The organism is Trichocoleus desertorum ATA4-8-CV12 (assembly GCA_019358975.1).
GTDB classification, from domain to species: domain Bacteria; phylum Cyanobacteriota; class Cyanobacteriia; order FACHB-46; family FACHB-46; genus Trichocoleus; species Trichocoleus desertorum_A.
Window position 1 is genome coordinate 135,787 of record JAHHIL010000006.1, and the last position, 19,616, is coordinate 155,402.

The window sequence follows — 19,616 nt, forward strand, 5'->3', positions numbered from 1 at the left end:
CCTCATGACTGTTCAGTGACAAACATGCACTCCCCTAAGACATGGACAGTCTCAGGACAGGAGCTTTGGCAATGGCGGGATGAAGCTTGTGCCGCAGCATTAGCTGCGGCAATTTCGTCTGCTGAAGTAGACTGGCTATTGCAGGAGTTAGCTGGCTTAGACCGTTTAACTCTACGCCTAGAGTCTTTCAAGCATTGGCCGCAAGTGCAGTTGCAGATATCCTTACCAGAACTGACAGAGCTGTGGCAGAAGCGGATTCAAGCTCGCGTTCCGGTTCAATATTTAGTTGGAACTGCACCTTGGCGACAGTTTAATTTAACGGTGTCTCCAGCTGTCTTGATTCCACGGCCAGAAACAGAATTAATTATTGATTTGGCTGTTGCTGCGGTCAAAGCCACTGGCCTTTCAACTGCTTTCAATTCTGGCGTTAGCACTAGAGAACCGGAGATTTGGGTTGATCTAGGCACAGGCAGTGGGGCGATCGCCATTGGTATAGCAACCGCATTTCCAAAGGCAACGGTCTATGCCGTGGATTGCAGCCCTGCCGCCCTTGCCGTAGCACAGCAAAATATTACTGATTTAGGCTTGGGCGATCGCGTCCAGTTTCGCCAAGGTGCTTGGTTTCAGCCTTTAACTGGCCTAGAAGGCCAATTGTGGGGGATGGTCTCTAACCCTCCCTATATCCCTACTGCAATGGTGTCTGACTTGCAACCAGAAGTTGCTTGGCATGAGCCCCATTTGGCTTTAGATGGAGGAGAAGATGGTTTAGATAGCATTCGCCATTTAGTAGCAACGGCTCCCACATATCTCAGGTCAGGTGGCATCTGGTTGATTGAAATGATGGCAGGTCAGGCAGAGCAAGTCGTGGAATTATTAGAACGGCAGGGCGATTACGATCGCGTTCGCGTTCATGCTGATTTGGCAGGCATCGATCGCTTTGTCCTAGCTTATCGACGCTAATGGCGCTAATTTAGTTCAGGGTTCTTCTTAGCTCAGCACTCCACGACATGCCTCAAGTTTCTTTAACTGCTTTAGTGGCCCAGGCAAAAGCGGGCGATCGCGTGATTAGCTTTCCAACCGACACGGTGCCAGCTTTAGCCGTCCGCCCTGATCGCGCCGATTTAATCTTTGCCGCCAAACAACGAAGCCAAGAAAAGCCATTGATTTTGATGGCGGCAGAGGCGAATGATTTATGGCCGTTCGTGCAGGGTGACACAGAGGCGCAACAAATTTGGCAACAGGTAGCGGCTCGATATTGGCCAGGGGCTTTGACGCTCGTTTTACCAGCTAGCGATCGCGTTCCCGCTGCCATCCATCCCCATGACCCCACCAGCATTGGACTACGGGTGCCCTGCCATCCAGTCGCTCAAGCAATCTTGGCCCAAACAGGTCCTTTGGCGACTACCAGCGCCAACTTATCGGGTCAGCCCCCTTTAGAAACAATGGACGCGATCGCCGCTCAGTTTCCAGAAGTTTTGACGCTCTTACCGCATGAATTAGCGCATCTGACTCTAGCCTGGGATGCCACTGTAACCCAGGGGCGCGAATCAGCCTCTGGCATCCCTTCCACGGTCATCAAGTGGACCGACTCCACTTGGCAAGTGCTCCGCGCTGGAGCGGTTAAGCTAGAAATTTGAGTTGGGCAGCAAGGGCACGTCAATGGTAAACCAAGACCAAACAATCGCAGCATTGCAACAAGAGTTAGAGCAAACGCGACTGGCTTATCAAATGGCAATAGAGATGCACCAGTTCAAGTCTGGGTTTCTGGCTAGAGTCTCCCATGAGCTGCGATCGCCCCTCAACGGCCTGATTGGGATGCACCAATTGATTCTGTCTGACCTCTGCGATGACCCAGCGGAAGAAAGAGACTTTCTGGGTCAAGCGCATCAGTCGGCCCTAAACCTAATGCAGCTACTGGATTTGATTTTGGATGTAGCGAGGTTAGAGCATGGCTCTCGGCAAATTCAACCTCAACCCTTGCAACTGGCCCAAGTCTTGCAAGAAGTTTACAACCTGACTCACTTGCAAGCACGCGATCGCAATATTCGCTTGCAGCTCTTGCCAATTTCTGAGGATATTTATGTCCAAGCTGACCCTAAATGGCTGCAACAAACCTTAGTAAGCTTGGTTGACACCTCCATTCGTTTAACGCCTGAGGGTACTATGCGGCTATCAGCTACAGTCAAACCTGAAACAGAGCAGGTTGCCATCTGGGTTGAAGCTCCCTACCCCGTGAGCCTCTGGAGCGAACCTACCCAGCTTTTATTCACTCAGGTACCTACAACATCCAATATTCCAGCGGCTTTATCACCCGGACTCGCTTTATTGATGCATCAAAGCGTCAGTGAGTGCATGCAAGGTCGCTTAGAGATCATGGCTCTGCCTAGCGAACGAGAAGCTGTTAACTCGGATTTTGTGGATGCTACCGAGTCTACTCGCATTCAATGCATTATGCCCCTGGTGATGCCAGAGGCAGACTTAGCCTAATGTCGTGTCAGCCCGGAGCTTGGGAGGTTTGAGGCATTTCTACCATCATCGGAGCAGGAGGTTGTACCATCGGTTGATTGCAGAGCACCATCGTAGTGCTGGCATTAAGCTGAAAGCCAATTCGCTCGTAGAACTGTTGTTGATGGGTCGTCATTAAGTACACCCGCTCCACCCGATTCATGCGGGGATGGCTTAAGACAGTTTCAACTAACTTGCGGCCCAAGCCTGCTCTCTGGTAGTCGGGATGAATCACAACGTCCCAGATGGTAGCGCGGTAAATTCCATCAGAGGTAGCACGGGCAAAGCCAATCATTTGGTCTTGATCCCACACACTGATGACTGGGTCACTGTTGGCGATCGCGATCTCTAGCTCTTCAACCCGTCGGTCTTTTGCCCAGAAAGCCGCTGCCTGAAACAATGCTTGGAGTTGATGTAGGTCGATGTGAGACCGCTGATGGGAAAACTGAATATGGCGACAATCCATCACAACTAGATTTCCTCTCCCTTAGGGAAATAAGTAGTGGTTCAATAGCTCCTGCAAGAACGGCAGTGGCCTCCGTAACTAGGTACAACTGGTAAAAAGGGGAGGCAACTGACTGAGTTAAGCATTCTTAATCAACAAAGATAATGCCTATCTCGTCAATCTGGCACGCGGCGATTCCTGACTCCGTGGAGAAATGCTGACAAGTTAGCCACGCTTACCTCAATCTCCTAAATCTGATGATCCTAATTTAATGGCTATATTTATTAAGTTTTACATTTAATTTTAGCGATCGCTCTGCTGAGGCTATCTATCGCTCTCGGTAGAAATCACCACGACCCTTTTGGTAGGTTAGTGGTCAAACCAATAGCAGAGATAATTTCCCTCCCTAGCCCGCCACATTGGACTGATTTAGGTCTGGGCGTAGGCAATCTAGGCACCTGTAAGTCAAAGATCACGTCACGACAACTGTTAACATCCTGAAGTTCTTGGTAGTGAGTTCATACGCATGTCCCGCTCTTCTCAATCAACCGATACCAGAGAATCTCATCCCACCCCGCAGAAGGAGCTAAACTCCAAGCGACGACCTCGCAGGCGATCGCCCGTGATTCTCCTGGTGTTAGTTCTATTGTGGAGTGTGGCGTTGGGATGGGGCTTAGCTCAAGCAACAGAAACGCCCCAAGCCGCTCAGCTCGCTCAATTTACCCCTAGCGTAGAAAATCTCACGCCTGCGGCAACTCCTGTGGGCACCGTAGACCCAGTACCGTCCAAATACCAACTCGGTCAAGAACTTTATTTAGAAAACTGCGCTACCTGTCACATTGGTTTGCCACCCGCAATTTTGCCAACAGAAACTTGGCGGCAAATATTGCAAGACCGCCAACACTATGGTCAGCAAATCAAACCCTTGGTTGACCCACCCCGTCTCTTGGTTTGGGACTACTTACGCACCTATTCTAGAGTCCAAGATCAAGAAGAAGAAACGCCCTACCGCATCGCCGATTCCCGCTACTTCAAAGCACTGCACCCCAGAGTTGAATTGCCGCGATCGCTGACTATGGCAAGCTGTGCCAGTTGTCACCCTGCGGCTGCTCAGTTCAACTTCCGCCGCCTCACTCCAGAATGGGAAAACTCGCCCTAACTCTGCGACAGGATGGGTACAAAATGTTCACGAACCTCTAGCAGGTTGAAATTACCACTACATCGGGCGGCGATCGCGCCATGCCATGCCGTCCCACTCAGGGCTGAAATGATAGGATAAATAATGATTTGGGTCGGCAATCTGAGTCTGTAAGCGCATCGGTTGCTTAGGTGCATAGTTTGCTTCTACTTACTCAATGCAGCCGTCAACTTACAGGTTGGTTGAAAATCCCAGACCTAGCTTTGTTACATTGGACTTTTATCTCGTTAACAAAGCGCTTTCAAGGAAATATCTCTCCCTCCTGCCATGCTTAAGAATCTGCTGGGCGATCCCAACACACGCAAGCTCAAAAAATATCAACCCATTATTACCGAGATCAACCTGCTCGAAGAAGAAATCCAAGAACTCTCTGACCAAGCGTTACGCGGCAAAACGGCAGAGTTTAAACAGCGGGTTGAACAAGGGGAATCCCTTGACGACCTTCTACCAGAAGCCTTCGCTGTCGTTCGAGAGGCTGGCAAGCGTGTGCTGGGGATGCGCCACTTCGATGTCCAGCTCTTGGGCGGCATGATCCTCCACGATGGCCAGATTGCCGAGATGAAGACTGGGGAAGGGAAGACTCTGGTTTCTACATTGCCAGCTTACCTAAATGCTCTCCTCGGCAGAGGGGTGCACGTTGTCACCGTAAACGACTACCTAGCTCGTCGGGACGCAGAATGGATGGGGCAGGTACACCGTTTCTTGGGCTTGAGCGTGGGTCTGATTCAGCAGACCATGACCCCCAACGAGCGGAAACGCAACTACGACTGCGACATCACCTACGCCACCAACAGTGAGCTGGGCTTCGATTACCTGCGCGATAATATGGCCACCTCAATGGTGGATGTCGTGCAGCGACCGTTCCAATATTGCGTGATTGACGAAGTGGACTCGGTGCTGGTTGATGAAGCTCGTACTCCTTTGATTATTTCGGGTCAGGTAGAGCGACCCAGTGAAAAATATATTCGGGCCGCTGAGGTAGCAGCGCGATTGCAATCAGAGAGTCACTACGAAGTCGATGAAAAAGCTCGCAACGTCCTCCTGACAGATGAAGGCTTTATTGAAGCAGAAAAAGCCTTAGGGGTTCAGGACTTGTTTGACCCCAAAGATCCTTGGGCGCACTATATCTTCAATGCCATTAAAGCTAAAGAACTCTTTATTAAAGATGTAAACTACATCGTCCGCGATGACGAAATCGTGATTGTAGATGAGTTTACCGGGCGGATCATGATGGGTCGTCGATGGAGTGACGGCTTGCATCAGGCGATCGAAGCTAAAGAGCACGTAGAGATTCAGCCTGAAACTCAGACCTTAGCGACAATCACCTACCAAAACTTCTTCTTGCTCTATCCCAAACTGGCAGGGATGACCGGAACGGCTAAGACGGAAGAAGTGGAATTTGAAAAAATCTACAAACTAGAAGTCACGATCGTTCCGACTAACCGTAAAACAGGTCGGGCTGACGTATCGGACGTGGTTTACAAAACGGAAGAGGCCAAGTGGAATGCGGTTGCGTCTGAATGTGCTGAAATCCACCAGTTGGGCCGCCCGATCCTAGTGGGTACGACCAGCGTAGAAAAATCAGAAGTCCTATCTCACTTGTTGCATCAGCAAGGTATTCCGCACAACCTACTGAATGCAAAGCCAGAAAACGTCGAGCGAGAATCAGAGATTGTCGCGCAGGCAGGCCGTAAGGGAGCCTTGACCATTGCTACCAACATGGCGGGTCGAGGTACCGACATCATCTTGGGTGGTAACGCCGACTATATGGCGCGTCTGAAGGTGCGCGAGTACTTCATGCCCCGGATCGTGCAGCCTGAGGATGAAGATACTTTTGATGTCACCAGAGTTGCAGGAGCGAGTGAGAGTCGAGGGGGTGGCCAAGGCTTTGTCCCTGGTAAGAAAGTCAAAACCTGGAAAGCTTCTCCTCAAATTTTCCCCACCCAACTGTCGAAAGAAGCCGAGCAAAAGCTCAGATCAGCCGTTGACTTTGCGGTACAGCAGTATGGTGAGCGATCGCTGCCAGAACTAGAAGCAGAAGATCTGGTTGCGGTTGCATCTGAAAAAGCACCGACTGACAACCCAGCGATTCAGCGGTTGCGGGAAGTTTATAACTTGATCCGCAAAGAATACGAACAGTTTACCGAACGTGAGCATGAAGAAGTGATTCGCTTGGGTGGTCTGCATGTAATCGGCACCGAGCGCCATGAGTCGCGCCGAATTGACAACCAATTGCGCGGTCGGGCAGGACGGCAAGGTGACCCTGGTTCTACCAAGTTCTTCCTCAGCTTGCAGGATAACTTGTTGCGGATCTTTGGTGGCGATCGCGTCGCGGGCCTGATGAATGCCTTCCGCGTGGAAGAAGATATGCCAATTGAATCTGGTCTTCTGACGCGATCGCTAGAAGGGGCACAGAAGAAAGTTGAAACCTACTACTACGACATCCGGAAGCAGGTTTTTGAGTACGACGAGGTGATGAACAACCAACGTCGGGCCATCTATGCCGAAAGACGCCGGGTTCTAGAAGGACAAGACCTGAAAGAACAGGTGATTAAGTACGCTGAGCGCACGATGGATGACATTGTGGAAGCTTACGTCAACCCTGACTTACCTTCAGAAGAGTGGGATCTCGGCAGTATGGTAAGCAAGGTGAAGGAGTTCGTCAACCTCCTGTCTGACCTAGAGCCTGATCAGCTGATCGACCTAACGATTGGAGAAATTAAAACTTTCTTGCATGAACAGGTCCGGATTGCCTACGACTTAAAAGAAGCCCAAGTCGATCAAATTCAACCGGGTTTGATGCGGCAAGCAGAGCGTTTCTTTATCTTGCAGCAAATCGATACACTCTGGCGGGAGCACCTCCAGCAAATGGACGCGCTGCGAGAATCGGTGGGACTGCGTGGCTACGGTCAGAAAGACCCTCTGATTGAGTACAAGAGTGAAGGTTATGAACTCTTCTTGGAGATGATGACCGACATTCGCCGCAACGTGGTTTACTCCCTATTCCAGTTCCAGCCTCAAGTTCAGCCTGCGGTTGAAGCACCCACTGAGATGGTTTAAGCCATTTGAATCACTGGATCTAGGTTAAAGGGGCAGGAGTTGAACAACCTGTCCCTTTTTCTTTAGAAGAGGCCAGTGGTGTTGCCTCGGTTCGCGTAGACTTTGTCAGTCGGAGATCCTGCCGAAAGCGGAATCACCAAGCGGCTCAAAACGCGACCATCCTCTAACTTGTAGAGGTTGAATTCGCCTCCCATTTGCTTAATCAAAGATTGGCAAACTAGTAGGTGCAAGCCAGGGGGTTGATCCAGTGTGGAAGGAGCCAGCAAGTCTACAGAGCGTCCGGTCTGTAACTCAGCAACTAACCTCGGCTCAATCACGCCATTGTCTGTAATTGACAGCTCTAGCCAACGCTCTTCTAAAGTACGGCACCAAATATCAATACGGCCACTCGGTTGGCAACGGTGACAAGCCGTAACTAGCAATTCATACAAAATCGCCTCAATTTTGGTGATGTCCCCGGCGATCGAGAGGTTGCCTTCGTTGTTATGTACCTGAGACCACAACTGGCGTTGCTTAATTAAGTGATCGACTCGCTCTAGCGATCGCTTGAGCAATGTGGCCAGAGGCACCGTCTCGTAGTAGGCCCGTAACCGCCACGGTTCGTCCTTAATTAGCTGACCAACGCTATTGAGGGCATCTCCAAATTGGCGGAGGTTCTGCTGAAAGCGAGTGCCCACCAGTGGATCGTTCTGAGTCGAAAGTTCGTTGAGGCGTTTGAGCGTTAAGTTGAGCGAACGATACATTTCTTCAATCCGGCGCTGTTTGTACCAGTTCAATCGCTCCAGGCTTTCCCGCTGCGCTTTTAGGGTGTCGGTCAGGAGCAAATTACGACGCGACCAAGCCAACTGGCTGACCAGGGTACCCAAAGCATTCAAATGTCGTTCTGGCCAATGCCGCGATCGCTCATCTGCAACAATCACAATTCCAGTCGGTTCATGCTCTGGAGCGCTGCGGAGTGCTATGACTAAAATTTGACCGATTCCAGACCCAGAAAGCCATTGTCGCGTTTCTACAGTCAGATCATCAGCGGTCAAAGGTAACAGCCCGTCGGCTTGCAATGCCCACTGCACCAGCGTATCTGTCTGCACAGGCACGACTATTTCTGTATTGATCATGAACTGACTGTTCGCCATCACTGGGGCCACAATCCGTCCCCCTCGTCGCCCTGGTAGCCACGTCACCATGATGGCAAAAGGAACTTGCAGAATTTGAGCAATGTGCTGCAAAGCCGAGCGCTCTAGGCGATCCGGCTGGTAAGTCTGCTGGATGGTGGTGAGGCCCCACTGAATTGTCTGGGAGATTTTCTGCTGCTGTTCAGTTTGCCGCTGGAGTTGCCATTGGTGCAAAATCAAACCAATTTGCTGACTCACCACTCGGAGAATCTCTCGTTCGGGACGGCTCCAGGTGCGAGTTGCTTCATGGCAAATTACGACTAACCCTTCTAAGGGATGACCAATAGACGTACTACACATGAGGAGCGATCGCACCCCAATTTCGAGGAAGACCTCTTGCCAAGCCATCAGCTTTAAGTCTTCATCTAAATTTTCTACACCTACCGCTTCGGTGCTGCGCTCCAGCATTTGCCAATCCACATCGTTTAGCATATTCAGCGGTGTGGTTGCGGGCCGACGATTGGCGGGTTGGCTTTGGTAGCAAATGTCAAACTTCTCTTGGTCTTTGTCGTAGAGCAAAACCAGAAAGCGTTCCGCTCGTAGGCGTTGGCAGAGTTTATCTGCACAATTTTTTAGCGTGCTCTTCCAGTCTTCGTCGCTGTAGATGGCATGGGTGACTTCGGCGGTGAGCGATTGATCCAACCGCGTTTGTTGAATAATCTCCTCCATTTCTTCTAGGGGAGCGGTCAAAGCAATCAGTTGAGCCGCACCCCGGACATAACTTTTTTCTTCCTCTTCCCAAATCCGAGCTTCGCTGCCTTCTACGGCCAGAAACCCGATCAGCTCGTTCTGAAACAAAATCGGAGCGGCCAAGAGCGATCGCGCCTTGATCTGCTGCATCAATCGGCTGGTTGTATCCGCCTTGAGCGAACTGTGAGCTTCACCAATCGAGACCAGTTGATCAGCTGCTAGGGCTTGATAGAAACCACTAATTTCCTGCACTGTAATGCCAGAAGCTACTTGATTCGCATCACTAAACCCGGCTGTCTTCTGGTGATTACCCACTCGCCGCCAAAAATAGCGCCGTTCTCGCTCAAACCAATAGATATTGGTCCGAGAAGGCCCAATAAAATGGTGGGTTTCTTCCACGACTGCTTCTAAGCGTTGCCCTAAAGTCGGCAACATCCGCAACTTAGACAACAGCGTTAACAACGGCTCCTCTGGCCGCTTGGTTTGTTGTCGCTGCCAATCCTCTTCGATTTGGTAGAGCGCTGCGGCCAAACCACCAAAAATCATTGAAAGTCGTGCTTTTTCATCCGAGCGGGGAGAAACTCCCCAGAGCGTTGACCCCAATAGAGACACGCCAAAGCAGCGATCCTTGTAGCGAATCGGAAATAGCATCGTGCCCTGAATATTGAATTTCTGAGCCGCCTTCCGCCACTCTCCTGCCCGCGTTTCTTCCCGTAGATCTGGCACGCCGACCGGGCGCTGCTGAATCACCACCTGCTCCAAAATATCGCCTGGAGACAGGATGAAGCGCTGCCGCAAAAAAGAGCTGTCACCATTGGGCATAACGCCACCTTTGCCAAACAGACGGTGCTCTAAGCGATCGTAAAGACCAATCCAGATCAAGCTATAGTCAAATTCATCCTGTAGATAATTGAGTGTAGTTTCAATTAAAACATCGACGTTTTCCTCTTCCCGTAGGGTCTGGAGGACACGACCTAAAGCAACTAGTTGTTTTTCGTAGGCTGTCGGCTCTTTCTGCTGACCCATGTTATTTGGACTCCGGTTCCGGGCAGCTTATGCTTTTTACACAAAGAATTGGAAGAGAGAAATCCGAGGCACCTTTAGACCTGAAAGGGTACTTGCAGCCTGGATCAACACATTTCTAACCCCTTTTGGGGTTGCAGCAGATAGTCACCACAGGGTCGGTAAGATGAGCAGCTGATGGCAGGCAGGTTGGTAGACCACAAACAGGATTATTTTCCCAAGCTCTCAAAATTCTATCTGGTGATGCCCCTTTTCCTCATAGATCTACTCAACCAGTTATGCAAAAGAGCTTGTAATATCTAGAATGCCCACAACTAAGATGCCCATAAAATTGATGAGTATTTGCGTTTGCTTCTAAGCTTGACATTCTAGTTGTCTCTGTTTACCTCTGCCGTTCGATCCCTGACAATTACACAAGAAATTGGACATCTATCAAGTCGGTTTACGTCCCCTTCTCTTCTCTGGATTGAAAGCAGATCCAGAGAAGTTGCATCTACAAGCGCTTCAACTGCTCAGTTGGTTAGACCGCACTGGTAATCAGCTACCTGCGAGTTGGGCACAAGCTCGATTGCAGCAATCTTGTTGCTTCTCAGATCCACGACTTGAGCGATCGCTGTGGGGATTAAGCTTCCCCAATCCTGTTGGGTTGGCTGCTGGCTTTGACAAAGATGGCGTGGCCGCTGGGGTTTGGCCTCATTTGGGCTTTGGGTTCACCGAAGTTGGCACCGTGACGTTTCAGGCCCAGCCCGGAAATCCGCAGCCTCGCTTGTTTCGCTTACCCCTGGATCAGGCGGCCTTAAACCGGATGGGCTTCAACAACCAAGGCGCAGCGGCGATGGCGGCTATGTTTGAGGCGAGGAGGCAGCGGCAAGTAACACCCAATGCTTCTCAGCTCAAAATTCCCATTGGTATTAATCTAGGCAAGTCTAAAATTACGCCCTTAGAAGAGGCAGCGGCAGATTACTTAGGCAGTTTCCGGTTGCTCAAGGATTGGGGTGATTATTTTGTGATCAATGTTAGCTCTCCCAACACCCCAGGATTGCGATCGCTCCAAGCTACTGAACAACTAGAACCGATTTTGGCCGCTTTGCAGCAAGAAAACCAACGGCAAAAGCCGATGTTAGTCAAGATTGCGCCCGATCTAGAATGGGAGGCGATCGCGGATGTGATTGCCCTGGCCCAAAAACATCACTTAGCGGGGATCATTGCTACCAACACCACGATTCGACGGGATGGCCTCAAAACAGAGGTGATTGAAGCCACGGGCAAATCAGTGCAGGACGAAGCAGGCGGCATCAGTGGTGCTCCAGTGCGACAACGATCCACAGAAGTCATTCGCTTTATCTACCAACAAACTCAAGGTCAGTTGCCCATCATTGGCGTCGGTGGCATTTTTACCGCAGAGGATGCTTGGGAGAAAATTACCGCTGGAGCCAGTTTGGTGCAGGTGTACACAGGCTGGATTTACGAAGGCCCGTGGATGGTACGGCGAATTTTGACCGGGCTGGGGCAAAAGCTGGAGCAACAAGGACTCGCCACTTTAGCCGATGCAGTTGGCATCAATACGCAAGCTTAAGGTTGAGCGATCGCCATCAGAGTCACCTCCCAAACCAAGCGAGGCTGGGCATAGCTAAGGAGAGCTTGGCGAGCTTTCTCTAAGTGTTGCAGCAGTTTGGGTTGCCGCCGCGATCGCCAAAGAGCATGTTGTAGATAGTCTACTAACCAAAGTTGTGCTTCTGTATCTAAGGCTTTGGCCAAACGCCGAGCTAGCTCTAAAGCTTCACGCGGTGAGCGCAGGGGCTGAGTCAGAGTGGCTAGCAGATCTGGAGGAATCGCTTGCAATTGCTGCCAACTAGCGATCGCTTCTCCGGGGCTACCTTGAGCAATCTCCAACAACTCTGGATGCTGCAAGATCTCGGCATAGCCTTCCTGCTCTAACACTTGAGCGAGTGCTTCTGTACTCAGGCGATGAAAGGGAATCCGCTGACAGCGAGATACCAATGTCGGCAACAAAGCTTCGGCTCCCGGCGCAATCAAAATCAGCGTCGCTGGCCCTGGTTCTTCTAGCGTTTTCAGCAATCCATTTGCAGCTGCTTCCGCCATTGTTTCTGCTTGCTCAATCACTATAACGGAGCGGGTTGCTTCCATCGGGGGACGACCGAGAAACTGTGCCAATTGCCGCACTTGGTCAAGACGAATTTGAGGAGGCGCTTTCCGTTTAAGCCCCGCAGCTACAGCTTCCGCTGCTGACAGCAATTTGCCCTGATGTAAGTAGGTCGGTTCCACCCACAACAGATCAGGATGGTTACCTTGTTGCAGACGCTGTTGCAGTCCTGGTTGTTTAGCAGACAGCGCATCTCGCTTAAATAGCAGTTCTAGAAAACACCGAGCCGCTAAACTACGTCCTACACCGGATGGGCCTGCAAACAAGTAGGCAGGCGCAATTCGCTGTTGAAGTACGGCTTGGTGCAGCAATTCCACAGCCTGCGATTGTCCGATTAGGGGTGCAAAAACGGTTGATACCATTGCGTTAAGCGCTGACTGAGAACTTGTTGAATCTGTTGGGTAACGGCCTGTTCACTCTGACTCGCATCAATGCGAATCATCCGCTCTGGATACTGCTGATGTAATGACTGAAAGCCCTGTTGCACTCGCTGGTGAAAGGCTAAATCAGCTTGTTCGATCCGGTCAGCTTGGCCTCGCTGTCGCATCCGAGCCAAACCCACTTCGGCATCCACATCCAACCATAAAGTCAAATCACTCTCTAGGCCACCTGTTGCAGCTCGGTTGAGTTGGTCAATCAAGGCTAGATCCAACCCCCGCCCATACCCTTGGTAGGCAATTGTGGAGTCGGTATAGCGATCGCATAAAATCAGAGATCCCTGAGCTAACTGCGGCCTTAAATAGCCATCGACATGCTGCGCGCGATCGGCGGCATAGAGAAGCAACTCAGCTCGATTTTGAATTGCTTCTTGCCCTTGATAGCCCAGCAACAACTGACGTAACTCTAATCCCAGCTCGGTGCCTCCTGGCTCCCGGGTCACCAAAATGGGTGGAGCTAGATCTTGAGCTTTGAGTAACTGGAACCACTGGTTTTCAGAAAGCCATGCTTGCGATCGCAGCATTTGGGTGGTTTTCCCACTGCCTTCAACTCCTTCAAAAACAATCAACCGACCTTGCATAAGCTGCTATTGAATGACTCCTCACCACGCACATAGATTCTGCCCGAAGTGCTACTGGCAGGCCACTCCCCAAATCAATTCATTGACCTTGGCCCCGACGCACTCTAGCAGAAATCGGGTACCGACAGTACATACAAGCTCGTTGCCATTAGAAATTAGTGATTTATGCCACTTCACCTGGCCTCGACTTTCTCAATTGCAAGCATTCTGTCCGGATCAGAGGCTGGTATGCTAGAAGCTGGTAAAGGCCAAGCCAAACATGCTGAGGTTAATTGCAAAGCTTCCCGCTTTTATGCAGCCTAAGCTTTGAATGGTACGATTGGCCCTTATGATTTGAGTCTTATCCTAGCTATTAACCTAAGTATGACTTAGCCATGCTTAGCGAACGTTATGATAGGAAGGTCTTAAAACTGCCACGCCTGGGGTTGCCTATGGCTCGCTATACTTGTCTGTTTACCGTTGAAGTACCTGTTAACAATCTCCAGCAACAGCTGATCGGGATTCTAGAATCCTGTAATTTTGACATCATTTATGACACGGGTGATTACCTGATGGCACGTGAAGTGCCTGGTCATATTTCCTTTTCAAAACTAGTCACAGTAGAAGTTCTGATTGATAAATCGGTTGCCACTGATCGCGAGATTCGGATGAATTTTGTGATTAAAAATGAAGAACTACCCCTTCATCTCGATAATCATTGCCACCAGATGTATGAGTTGGTTAGCCGAGCTGTAGCGGAAAATCGGCATTGGCAACTCATTGAAGCAGTTGCAGGATAATGATCTTAAAAGAAGCTAGCCCAGATCTTAGAGATCTGACTAGCTAGCCCACAAGTAGATATTCACATTCAGGTCAATCTTCTGGATCGCCAATCATACCGGGGCTAATTAATGTAATATCGAACTCATCTGGCGGTATGGTTGACATCCCATCTTGCTTTAGCAAATAGTAGACGGCTTTTACTTGCGGTCCGAATATAATTTCGTCTTCATTCTGCAAGTCATGAGCTTGCAGTTTACGACCGTTAATTAAGAGGCCATTCGCACTAGGTTTGCCCTTGAGGTTGCCATCTACAACTCGATAGTAATAGCTGCCATCTTCACGAGGGAGTTGTACTAAAGTGGCATGACGACGAGAAACAAACTGAGAAATCAAACGAATATCACATTTGGGATCTCTCCCGATCGAGTAGATAGGGTTATTAAGAACAAACTCGCGGCGGCCTTTGTCATCTTCAATAATTAATAAATGATTTTGGGGCGGTTCTGGTGCCATTGCCAAGTAAGTGGTGCCGTGAACAAACAAGTTAATCGCTAGGATTGATCAAAATCAAAAATAGACAGCCCAACTAGAACAGTCAGGTTTGGTGCCTGTATCCTAGCTTATTTTCTCTAATTATCGACCCAGCTTCACTTTAATTACTCTGTAGCTCCTCGACTGTAACAAAAGCCTGTCCAAAGCTTTTGAGCGAATATAGTAGCGATCGCCAGTCAATCTTCGCAAGCGGCTCCCACCATTTTGGGATCAATCAAAGTGATATCAAATTCAGGTAGATCCAGTGTGTCCAGATCAAGGGTCTCGTTTTCTAAAACAAAGTAGGTTATTCGCACACAGGGGCCAAAAACAACGATATCTTCGTTCTTGAGATCATGACCTTGGAGTTTATGTCCATTGATTAGCAGCCCGTTCACACTAGGCTTGCCCTCTAGATCACCGTCCACAATTCGATAGGAATAGCTACCATCGTCGTGCAACTGTTGTACTAAGTTGGCATGGTGGCGACCCACAAAGAGTGAAGAGAGGCGAATATCACACTTGCGGTCTCTACCAATTGAATACCGAGGTTTACCAAGAACCAACTTGCGCCAACCTTTGGCGTCTTCAATAATCAATAAGTGGTTTTGGGATAGTTCTGGTACCATTGCCGCGCGGGAAGTACAATAGACGACCTAGTTTGATGGTATAGCGGGTCAGTAACGTAAGATTGCCATCAAGAATACTAAAGTGTTAAAGGCAACCCTCAATCTTCCGAAGAAACTCCTACCATTTTAGGATCAATTAATGTCACATCAAATTCTGGGATATCAAGCTCATCAGGATCTAAGTTAGCCAGCTCATCTTCTTCTAAAACAAAGTAAATAATTCGCACCGAAGGGCCAAATACCACTACATCTTTGGTTTGTAAGTCATGGCCTTGCAGCTTGTATCCATTAATCAGCAACCCATTCACACTGGGTTTACCTTTCAGGCTGCCATCTTGGATACGGTAGTAATAGCTGCCATTTTCCTTAGGCAGTTTGACTAAGGTGGCATGCCGCCGTGACACGAACAGAGAGGCGAGACAAATATTACATTTGGAATCTCTGCCAATTGTATAGACCGAACCGTCAAGGGTAAAGTGTCGTTGCCCCTTGTCATCTTCAATGATTAAAAGATGATTTTGCTTAAGTGCTGAAGACATAAGGCCGTGGGAATTTCAAATAGTTAGAAGTTATAATGCAGAGCCTGACGAGATTCTGAAGATTTTGTGCCTTGAAACCACTAATATAAGCTATGTCTTAAGGTTACCCATCCGAACGGGCTTTTGAGCGTGATAGTGCTTCAAAACTAGCATGCAAAACCAATATTTGAAGCTTTAGCGATCGCTGTTACTTTTTGAAGCTAGAGGGTGATCTTAGAAGTGAGAGAAGTTTGGGTTCGTTTCATCCCTTTTAGCAGCGGGAGTATAGCGAAGTAAAAGTGAATTGGTGACGACACTGACAGAACTAAAAGCCATCATAGCGCCCGCTGCTGCTGGACTTAGAGCAAAACCTGTGGTTACGAGAAGAGCACCCGCAGCCAAGGGAATACCCAGCACATTGTAAGCAAAGGCCCAGAATAAGTTCTGACGGATTTTGTTAAAGGTAGCGCGACTCAGTCGAATTGATCGTACAACGTCCATCAGGCGATCGCGCATCAGCACAATCTCGGCGGTTTCCACGGCGACATCGGTACCTGAATACAGGGAAATACCAATATCTGCTTGCGCTAAGGCAGGCGCATCATTGATGCCATCCCCCATCATTGCGACTCGATGCCCCTCGGTTTGTAGCTGAGCGATCGCGGCTGCTTTTCCGGCTGGACGGATCTCAGACTGCACGTTCTCCGGAGCAATTCCAACCGCTTGAGCAACGGTGGCTGCTACTTCGGAGCGATCGCCACTTAAGAGGCAAACACGTAAGCCCATTTGCTGAAGCTGCTTGACAGTGGCACAAGCATCAGGCCGCAGGAGATCAACGGCAGCAATTAACCCAGCTAATGTACCTGCGATCGCAACATAGACAACCGTTTTGCCAGCTTTCGCTAATATTTCTGCTTGATGCTGGGCTAGGTCACTCACAGGAATGCCCTGCTGCCGCAGCCAATCAGCATTGCCGAGCACCACTGGGCGATCGCTGACTAATGCCGAAACTCCCAGCCCCGGTTCCGTGTGGAAATCTTTGGCAGGTAGAAAATCCAAATTCTGAGCTTGGGCTTGCTGCAAGATTGCGGCGGCTAGGGGGTGACGGGCACCGTTTTCAACCGTGGCAGCGAACTGTAATAAATCCTGGGGAGAGAGTGGTTCAAGATTGGCGCTAGCAGTGACTAGAGGTAAGCAATCGGTAACAGTGGGCTGCCCCCCAGTCAGAGTACCAGTTTTATCAAACACAATGGTGTCGAGGTGATGCACCTGCTCCAGTACATCGCCTCCTCGAATCAGCAATCCCTGCTCAGCCCCTAAGCTAGAACCCACCAAAATCGCGGTTGGAGTCGCCAAGCCTAAAGCACAGGGACAGGCAACAACCAACACGGCGATCGCTAATTTGAGGCTTAACAATAATGGCGAGGTCTGTGTCGGTAAGTCTGCTAAGTGGCTCTGCTGCATCAGGTGAGCATGAGTCGTTAGGGAAGCGATCGCTACGGGGCGGCTCAAAACTTCGGGCCAGAGATGGGTGCCGATTCCGTACCAAAAAGCAAAGGTGACAGCCGCGATCGCCATGACCGTATAGGTGAAGTACCCAGCCACGGTGTCGGCCAAATGCTGAATCGGGGCTTTGCGAGTTTGAGCCGTTTCTACCAGAGCAATGATTTGAGCCAGCGTCGTGTCCTTGCCTGTGCGGGTGGCTTGGATGGCGATCGCTCCTGATTGGTTCAGGGTGCCTGCTGCGACCAATTCCCCAGGCTGTTTGAGCACAGGTAACGATTCACCAGTCAGCATCGACTCATCGACTGTGGTTTGCCCAGCTACCAATTTGCCGTCTACAGGCATCTTTTCTCCCGGTAGCACTTGCAGCCACTCCCCTACTCGCACTCGCTCCGCCGGAATTTCGACACAAGTTTGTGAGGTGAGCGCAGTTTGATTGCCGGGGTCAATTGTGGGTTGGGGGATCAGTCGGGCAACCCGAGGTTGAAGCGATACCAAAGCTTCAAAAGCGGCAACGGCTCGGCCTCTAGCTCGCTGCTCTAGCGTACGGCCTAACAAAATAAACCCCACTAACATCACGGGTTCATCAAAGAAACACTCCCAGCCCAACCTGGGAAAAAACAGGGCAATACAACTGGCGGTGTAAGCAGTGAAGGTGCCCAAACCGACGAGTGTATTCATGTTAGGGGCGTTGCGTCGTAGCCCTCGCCAACCTTCGACTAAGATGAAACGTCCAGGCCCCAAAAGTGCCAGCGTGGCTAGACCCCAATGGAACCAAATATTGCTGAGACCCGGAAGAGTTAACCATCCCCACTGTCCGAGGTGACCTAGCCCAGACAGCAGTAGAAGTAAGCCTGCGATCGCAGTTCGGCGGGTTTGTTGTTGAATTTCAAGTTGATGGCGTTCTCTAAAGCTTGGAAAGGCAGAGTTAACTCTAGCCGTAGCATCAGTGGCTGTGGCTGCATATCTAGCTTGTGTCGGGAAGCCCGCTTCGGTCACGGCCTGAGCCAAAATAGCAGGATCAGCAATTCCTGCTGCACACTCAACTGTTGCGACCTCAGTTACTAAGTTGACTGAGGCGGAAATCACTCCCGGATGCTGACTGAGCCGCTGTTCTACGGTTCTGACACAGCCTGCACACTTCATCCCCGCAACTTCTAAAGTCACAATTTCTGGGGAGGTTGGAGTTGCAACAATTTGGTCTGGAGTCAGTTGCATAAGCTTCTCGATCTACCGCCATCACGGGATACCTAAATTGGCATCTCTTCTTTGAGGGTAGGCGAAGACTCCAAAAATTGCCGTAAAAACGCTAAGTTTTTTCCTCTCAAGCCCAAATTTGGAATCTCAATTGGTTTCGCGCCGGAACATAAACAGATAAATCAAAGCTCCGACTTGAATCGGTAGCAGGGCAATAGAGCTTTTTAAGAATGGCATTACCTCTACCGTGGACATAGCACTAAAGTACCCTGCCCCAATCAGTGCCAACAAAAGAGTGAACAATAGCCTTTTACGTTTGAGCGCTAGCATCGGAGCCTACCTAATAACAAAACTTCAGTTGTGCTTGACCTAAAGGGGAAATTGAGTTTAAGCCATGCCTGGGCTAGCGAATAGCATGTGCCCTAGAGGAGAGTGGAGAAACGCCAGACTTAATTCTCCTGATTGGGACAAGCCGTAAAGTCGCCAAATATGGTAGCTCAAAAACATTGCTAGCCCCAGATAATGCACTTGCCGCTGACTAATTAGGGCAGAATAGCCAGTCGTAATCCGTCGCCCCACTACAAGTTCAGCCAATAGATGCACTGCCGCGATCGCCAAGCTGACAAAAAGCACAGGCCCAAACAAGTGATGAACTAAAGCCTGATTCCAGTCACCTTGAGCGATCGCCATAAACGACCGGGTCATGCCACAGGTGGGGCAAGGAATCCCTGTTAAATGCCGAATGGGACAGCCTAAAAAAGGTAAGCGGTAGCCTTGGCTATACCAGTAAGCTCCAGCAATGGGCGCAGCACATAGGCCCAACACTCCCCAACGAATGAGCCGCCCTTGGCGAGATAAAGCATGTTTGGAGAATGCCAACATAGTTGAAACCAGGCTTAGGTTTCTCTAGAACCAACCTTTTTTAGTCAATACGTAGGTGCTAACGAACTCTTCATCTGACTTGGTGAGGTAGATAATTCCTTCTACCAAACCAATCACTCCCATAATGGCTCCGCCAATGCCGCAAGTCAGCAAAGTGCCGAGCAGCATAATAATGCCTTCGGTGTTGTAGCCCAAAATGAATTTGTGAACACCGAGGGCTCCTAGCAAAATGCCACAAATGCCAGCAGCAGTTTTTTTATCAGCTTGATTGGAGCTAGTCATTTAAGTAGGTCTCCTTGAAAAGCGGGTATGAATTGAT

At 49.9% G+C, this 19,616-nt stretch carries 18 protein-coding genes; 7 read left to right on the forward strand and 11 right to left on the reverse strand.

Annotated elements, in window-relative coordinates; genetic code table 11:
- Positions 1 to 24 precede the first annotated feature (24 nt).
- The 3 genes from prmC to KME12_08250 are packed head-to-tail and all read left to right on the forward strand — an operon-like array spanning position 25 to position 2,487.
- Positions 25 to 960, forward strand: a complete 936-nt coding sequence (gene prmC, locus KME12_08240) for a peptide chain release factor N(5)-glutamine methyltransferase (protein MBW4487765.1) — start codon at positions 25 to 27, stop codon at positions 958 to 960.
- 47 nt (positions 961 to 1,007) lie between these two features.
- Entirely contained in the window at positions 1,008 to 1,637 is a 630-nt protein-coding gene (locus tag KME12_08245) for an L-threonylcarbamoyladenylate synthase (protein ID MBW4487766.1), read from the forward strand.
- Between the two features lie 22 nt (positions 1,638 to 1,659).
- On the forward strand, positions 1,660 to 2,487 hold the full coding sequence (locus tag KME12_08250; GenBank protein MBW4487767.1) for a sensor histidine kinase: 828 nt from the start codon (positions 1,660 to 1,662) through the stop codon (positions 2,485 to 2,487).
- Between the two features lie 7 nt (positions 2,488 to 2,494).
- Here KME12_08250 and KME12_08255 read toward each other — a convergent pair whose 3' ends face one another.
- Positions 2,495 to 2,971, reverse strand: a complete 477-nt coding sequence (locus tag KME12_08255) for a GNAT family N-acetyltransferase (protein MBW4487768.1) — start codon at positions 2,969 to 2,971, stop codon at positions 2,495 to 2,497.
- A gap of 505 nt (positions 2,972 to 3,476) precedes the next feature.
- On the opposite strand from KME12_08255, the gene KME12_08260 reads away from it, so the two are divergent.
- Positions 3,477 to 4,109, forward strand: coding sequence for a diheme cytochrome c (locus KME12_08260; GenBank protein MBW4487769.1), 633 nt, complete (start codon positions 3,477 to 3,479; stop codon positions 4,107 to 4,109).
- Positions 4,110 to 4,415: 306 nt separating this feature from the next.
- Entirely contained in the window at positions 4,416 to 7,208 is a 2,793-nt protein-coding gene (secA, locus tag KME12_08265) for a preprotein translocase subunit SecA (protein MBW4487770.1), read from the forward strand.
- A 62-nt stretch (positions 7,209 to 7,270) separates the two neighbouring features.
- On the opposite strand, the gene KME12_08270 is transcribed toward secA, so the two are convergent.
- A complete protein-coding gene (locus tag KME12_08270) occupies positions 7,271 to 10,096 on the reverse strand; it encodes a GAF domain-containing protein (GenBank protein ID MBW4487771.1) in 2,826 nt (941 codons plus the stop codon).
- Between the two features lie 418 nt (positions 10,097 to 10,514).
- On the opposite strand from KME12_08270, the gene KME12_08275 reads away from it, so the two are divergent.
- Positions 10,515 to 11,669: a quinone-dependent dihydroorotate dehydrogenase gene (locus tag KME12_08275; GenBank protein MBW4487772.1), complete on the forward strand. Its 1,155-nt coding sequence runs from the start codon at positions 10,515 to 10,517 to the stop codon at positions 11,667 to 11,669.
- Here the strand turns inward: KME12_08275 and holB are convergent.
- Positions 11,666 to 12,619 (reverse strand): DNA polymerase III subunit delta', encoded by a 954-nt coding sequence (holB, locus tag KME12_08280; protein MBW4487773.1) that lies wholly within the window; start codon positions 12,617 to 12,619, stop codon positions 11,666 to 11,668. The two genes, KME12_08275 and holB, sit on opposite strands and share 4 nt — an antisense overlap.
- Positions 12,592 to 13,275: a dTMP kinase gene (gene tmk / locus KME12_08285; protein MBW4487774.1), complete on the reverse strand. Its 684-nt coding sequence runs from the start codon at positions 13,273 to 13,275 to the stop codon at positions 12,592 to 12,594. Before tmk ends, holB begins: the two co-directional genes overlap by 28 nt.
- Before the next feature lie 431 nt (positions 13,276 to 13,706).
- Here tmk and KME12_08290 point away from each other — a divergent pair, with 431 nt between their 5' ends.
- Positions 13,707 to 14,054 (forward strand): hypothetical protein, encoded by a 348-nt coding sequence (locus KME12_08290; protein ID MBW4487775.1) that lies wholly within the window; start codon positions 13,707 to 13,709, stop codon positions 14,052 to 14,054.
- Between the two features lie 73 nt (positions 14,055 to 14,127).
- On the opposite strand, the gene KME12_08295 is transcribed toward KME12_08290, so the two are convergent.
- The 7 genes from KME12_08295 to KME12_08325 all read right to left on the reverse strand — a co-directional run bounded on the left by KME12_08295 (position 14,128) and on the right by KME12_08325 (position 19,579).
- Positions 14,128 to 14,550, reverse strand: a complete 423-nt coding sequence (locus tag KME12_08295) for an FHA domain-containing protein (GenBank protein MBW4487776.1) — start codon at positions 14,548 to 14,550, stop codon at positions 14,128 to 14,130.
- 215 nt (positions 14,551 to 14,765) lie between these two features.
- Positions 14,766 to 15,197 carry an FHA domain-containing protein gene (locus KME12_08300; protein ID MBW4487777.1) on the reverse strand — a complete coding sequence of 144 codons (432 nt, stop codon included), beginning with the start codon at positions 15,195 to 15,197 and terminating at the stop codon, positions 14,766 to 14,768.
- A 98-nt stretch (positions 15,198 to 15,295) separates the two neighbouring features.
- The gene (locus tag KME12_08305; protein ID MBW4487778.1) at positions 15,296 to 15,736 is read right to left on the reverse strand and encodes an FHA domain-containing protein; all 441 of its coding nucleotides are present in this window, start codon (positions 15,734 to 15,736) and stop codon (positions 15,296 to 15,298) included.
- A gap of 213 nt (positions 15,737 to 15,949) precedes the next feature.
- A complete protein-coding gene (locus KME12_08310) occupies positions 15,950 to 18,436 on the reverse strand; it encodes a heavy metal translocating P-type ATPase (GenBank protein MBW4487779.1) in 2,487 nt (828 codons plus the stop codon).
- A 126-nt stretch (positions 18,437 to 18,562) separates the two neighbouring features.
- Complete coding sequence (locus KME12_08315; GenBank protein MBW4487780.1) at positions 18,563 to 18,745, reverse strand: hypothetical protein; 183 nt, start codon at positions 18,743 to 18,745, stop codon at positions 18,563 to 18,565.
- A gap of 57 nt (positions 18,746 to 18,802) precedes the next feature.
- Positions 18,803 to 19,297 carry a DUF2752 domain-containing protein gene (locus KME12_08320; protein ID MBW4487781.1) on the reverse strand — a complete coding sequence of 165 codons (495 nt, stop codon included), beginning with the start codon at positions 19,295 to 19,297 and terminating at the stop codon, positions 18,803 to 18,805.
- 24 nt (positions 19,298 to 19,321) lie between these two features.
- Positions 19,322 to 19,579 carry a TM2 domain-containing protein gene (locus tag KME12_08325; protein ID MBW4487782.1) on the reverse strand — a complete coding sequence of 86 codons (258 nt, stop codon included), beginning with the start codon at positions 19,577 to 19,579 and terminating at the stop codon, positions 19,322 to 19,324.
- Positions 19,580 to 19,616: the final 37 nt, after the last annotated feature.

What these genes read in the sequence shown, in the direction of transcription:
- KME12_08255 (MBW4487768.1), bottom strand. Translation starts at nt 2,971, where the DNA reads ATGGATTGTCGCCATATTCAGTTTTCCCATCAGCGGTCTCACATCGAC.
- prmC (MBW4487765.1), top strand. Translation starts at nt 25, where the DNA reads ATGCACTCCCCTAAGACATGGACAGTCTCAGGACAGGAGCTTTGGCAA.
- tmk (MBW4487774.1), bottom strand. Translation starts at nt 13,275, where the DNA reads ATGCAAGGTCGGTTGATTGTTTTTGAAGGAGTTGAAGGCAGTGGGAAA.
- KME12_08295 (MBW4487776.1), bottom strand. Translation starts at nt 14,550, where the DNA reads ATGGCACCAGAACCGCCCCAAAATCATTTATTAATTATTGAAGATGAC.
- KME12_08300 (MBW4487777.1), bottom strand. Translation starts at nt 15,197, where the DNA reads ATGGTACCAGAACTATCCCAAAACCACTTATTGATTATTGAAGACGCC.
- KME12_08310 (MBW4487779.1), bottom strand. Translation starts at nt 18,436, where the DNA reads ATGCAACTGACTCCAGACCAAATTGTTGCAACTCCAACCTCCCCAGAA.
- KME12_08305 (MBW4487778.1), bottom strand. Translation starts at nt 15,736, where the DNA reads ATGTCTTCAGCACTTAAGCAAAATCATCTTTTAATCATTGAAGATGAC.
- KME12_08260 (MBW4487769.1), top strand. Translation starts at nt 3,477, where the DNA reads ATGTCCCGCTCTTCTCAATCAACCGATACCAGAGAATCTCATCCCACC.
- KME12_08320 (MBW4487781.1), bottom strand. Translation starts at nt 19,297, where the DNA reads ATGTTGGCATTCTCCAAACATGCTTTATCTCGCCAAGGGCGGCTCATT.
- KME12_08245 (MBW4487766.1), top strand. Translation starts at nt 1,008, where the DNA reads ATGCCTCAAGTTTCTTTAACTGCTTTAGTGGCCCAGGCAAAAGCGGGC.
- KME12_08250 (MBW4487767.1), top strand. Translation starts at nt 1,660, where the DNA reads ATGGTAAACCAAGACCAAACAATCGCAGCATTGCAACAAGAGTTAGAG.
- KME12_08290 (MBW4487775.1), top strand. Translation starts at nt 13,707, where the DNA reads ATGGCTCGCTATACTTGTCTGTTTACCGTTGAAGTACCTGTTAACAAT.
- secA (MBW4487770.1), top strand. Translation starts at nt 4,416, where the DNA reads ATGCTTAAGAATCTGCTGGGCGATCCCAACACACGCAAGCTCAAAAAA.
- KME12_08315 (MBW4487780.1), bottom strand. Translation starts at nt 18,745, where the DNA reads ATGCTAGCGCTCAAACGTAAAAGGCTATTGTTCACTCTTTTGTTGGCA.
- KME12_08270 (MBW4487771.1), bottom strand. Translation starts at nt 10,096, where the DNA reads ATGGGTCAGCAGAAAGAGCCGACAGCCTACGAAAAACAACTAGTTGCT.
- holB (MBW4487773.1), bottom strand. Translation starts at nt 12,619, where the DNA reads ATGGTATCAACCGTTTTTGCACCCCTAATCGGACAATCGCAGGCTGTG.
- KME12_08325 (MBW4487782.1), bottom strand. Translation starts at nt 19,579, where the DNA reads ATGACTAGCTCCAATCAAGCTGATAAAAAAACTGCTGCTGGCATTTGT.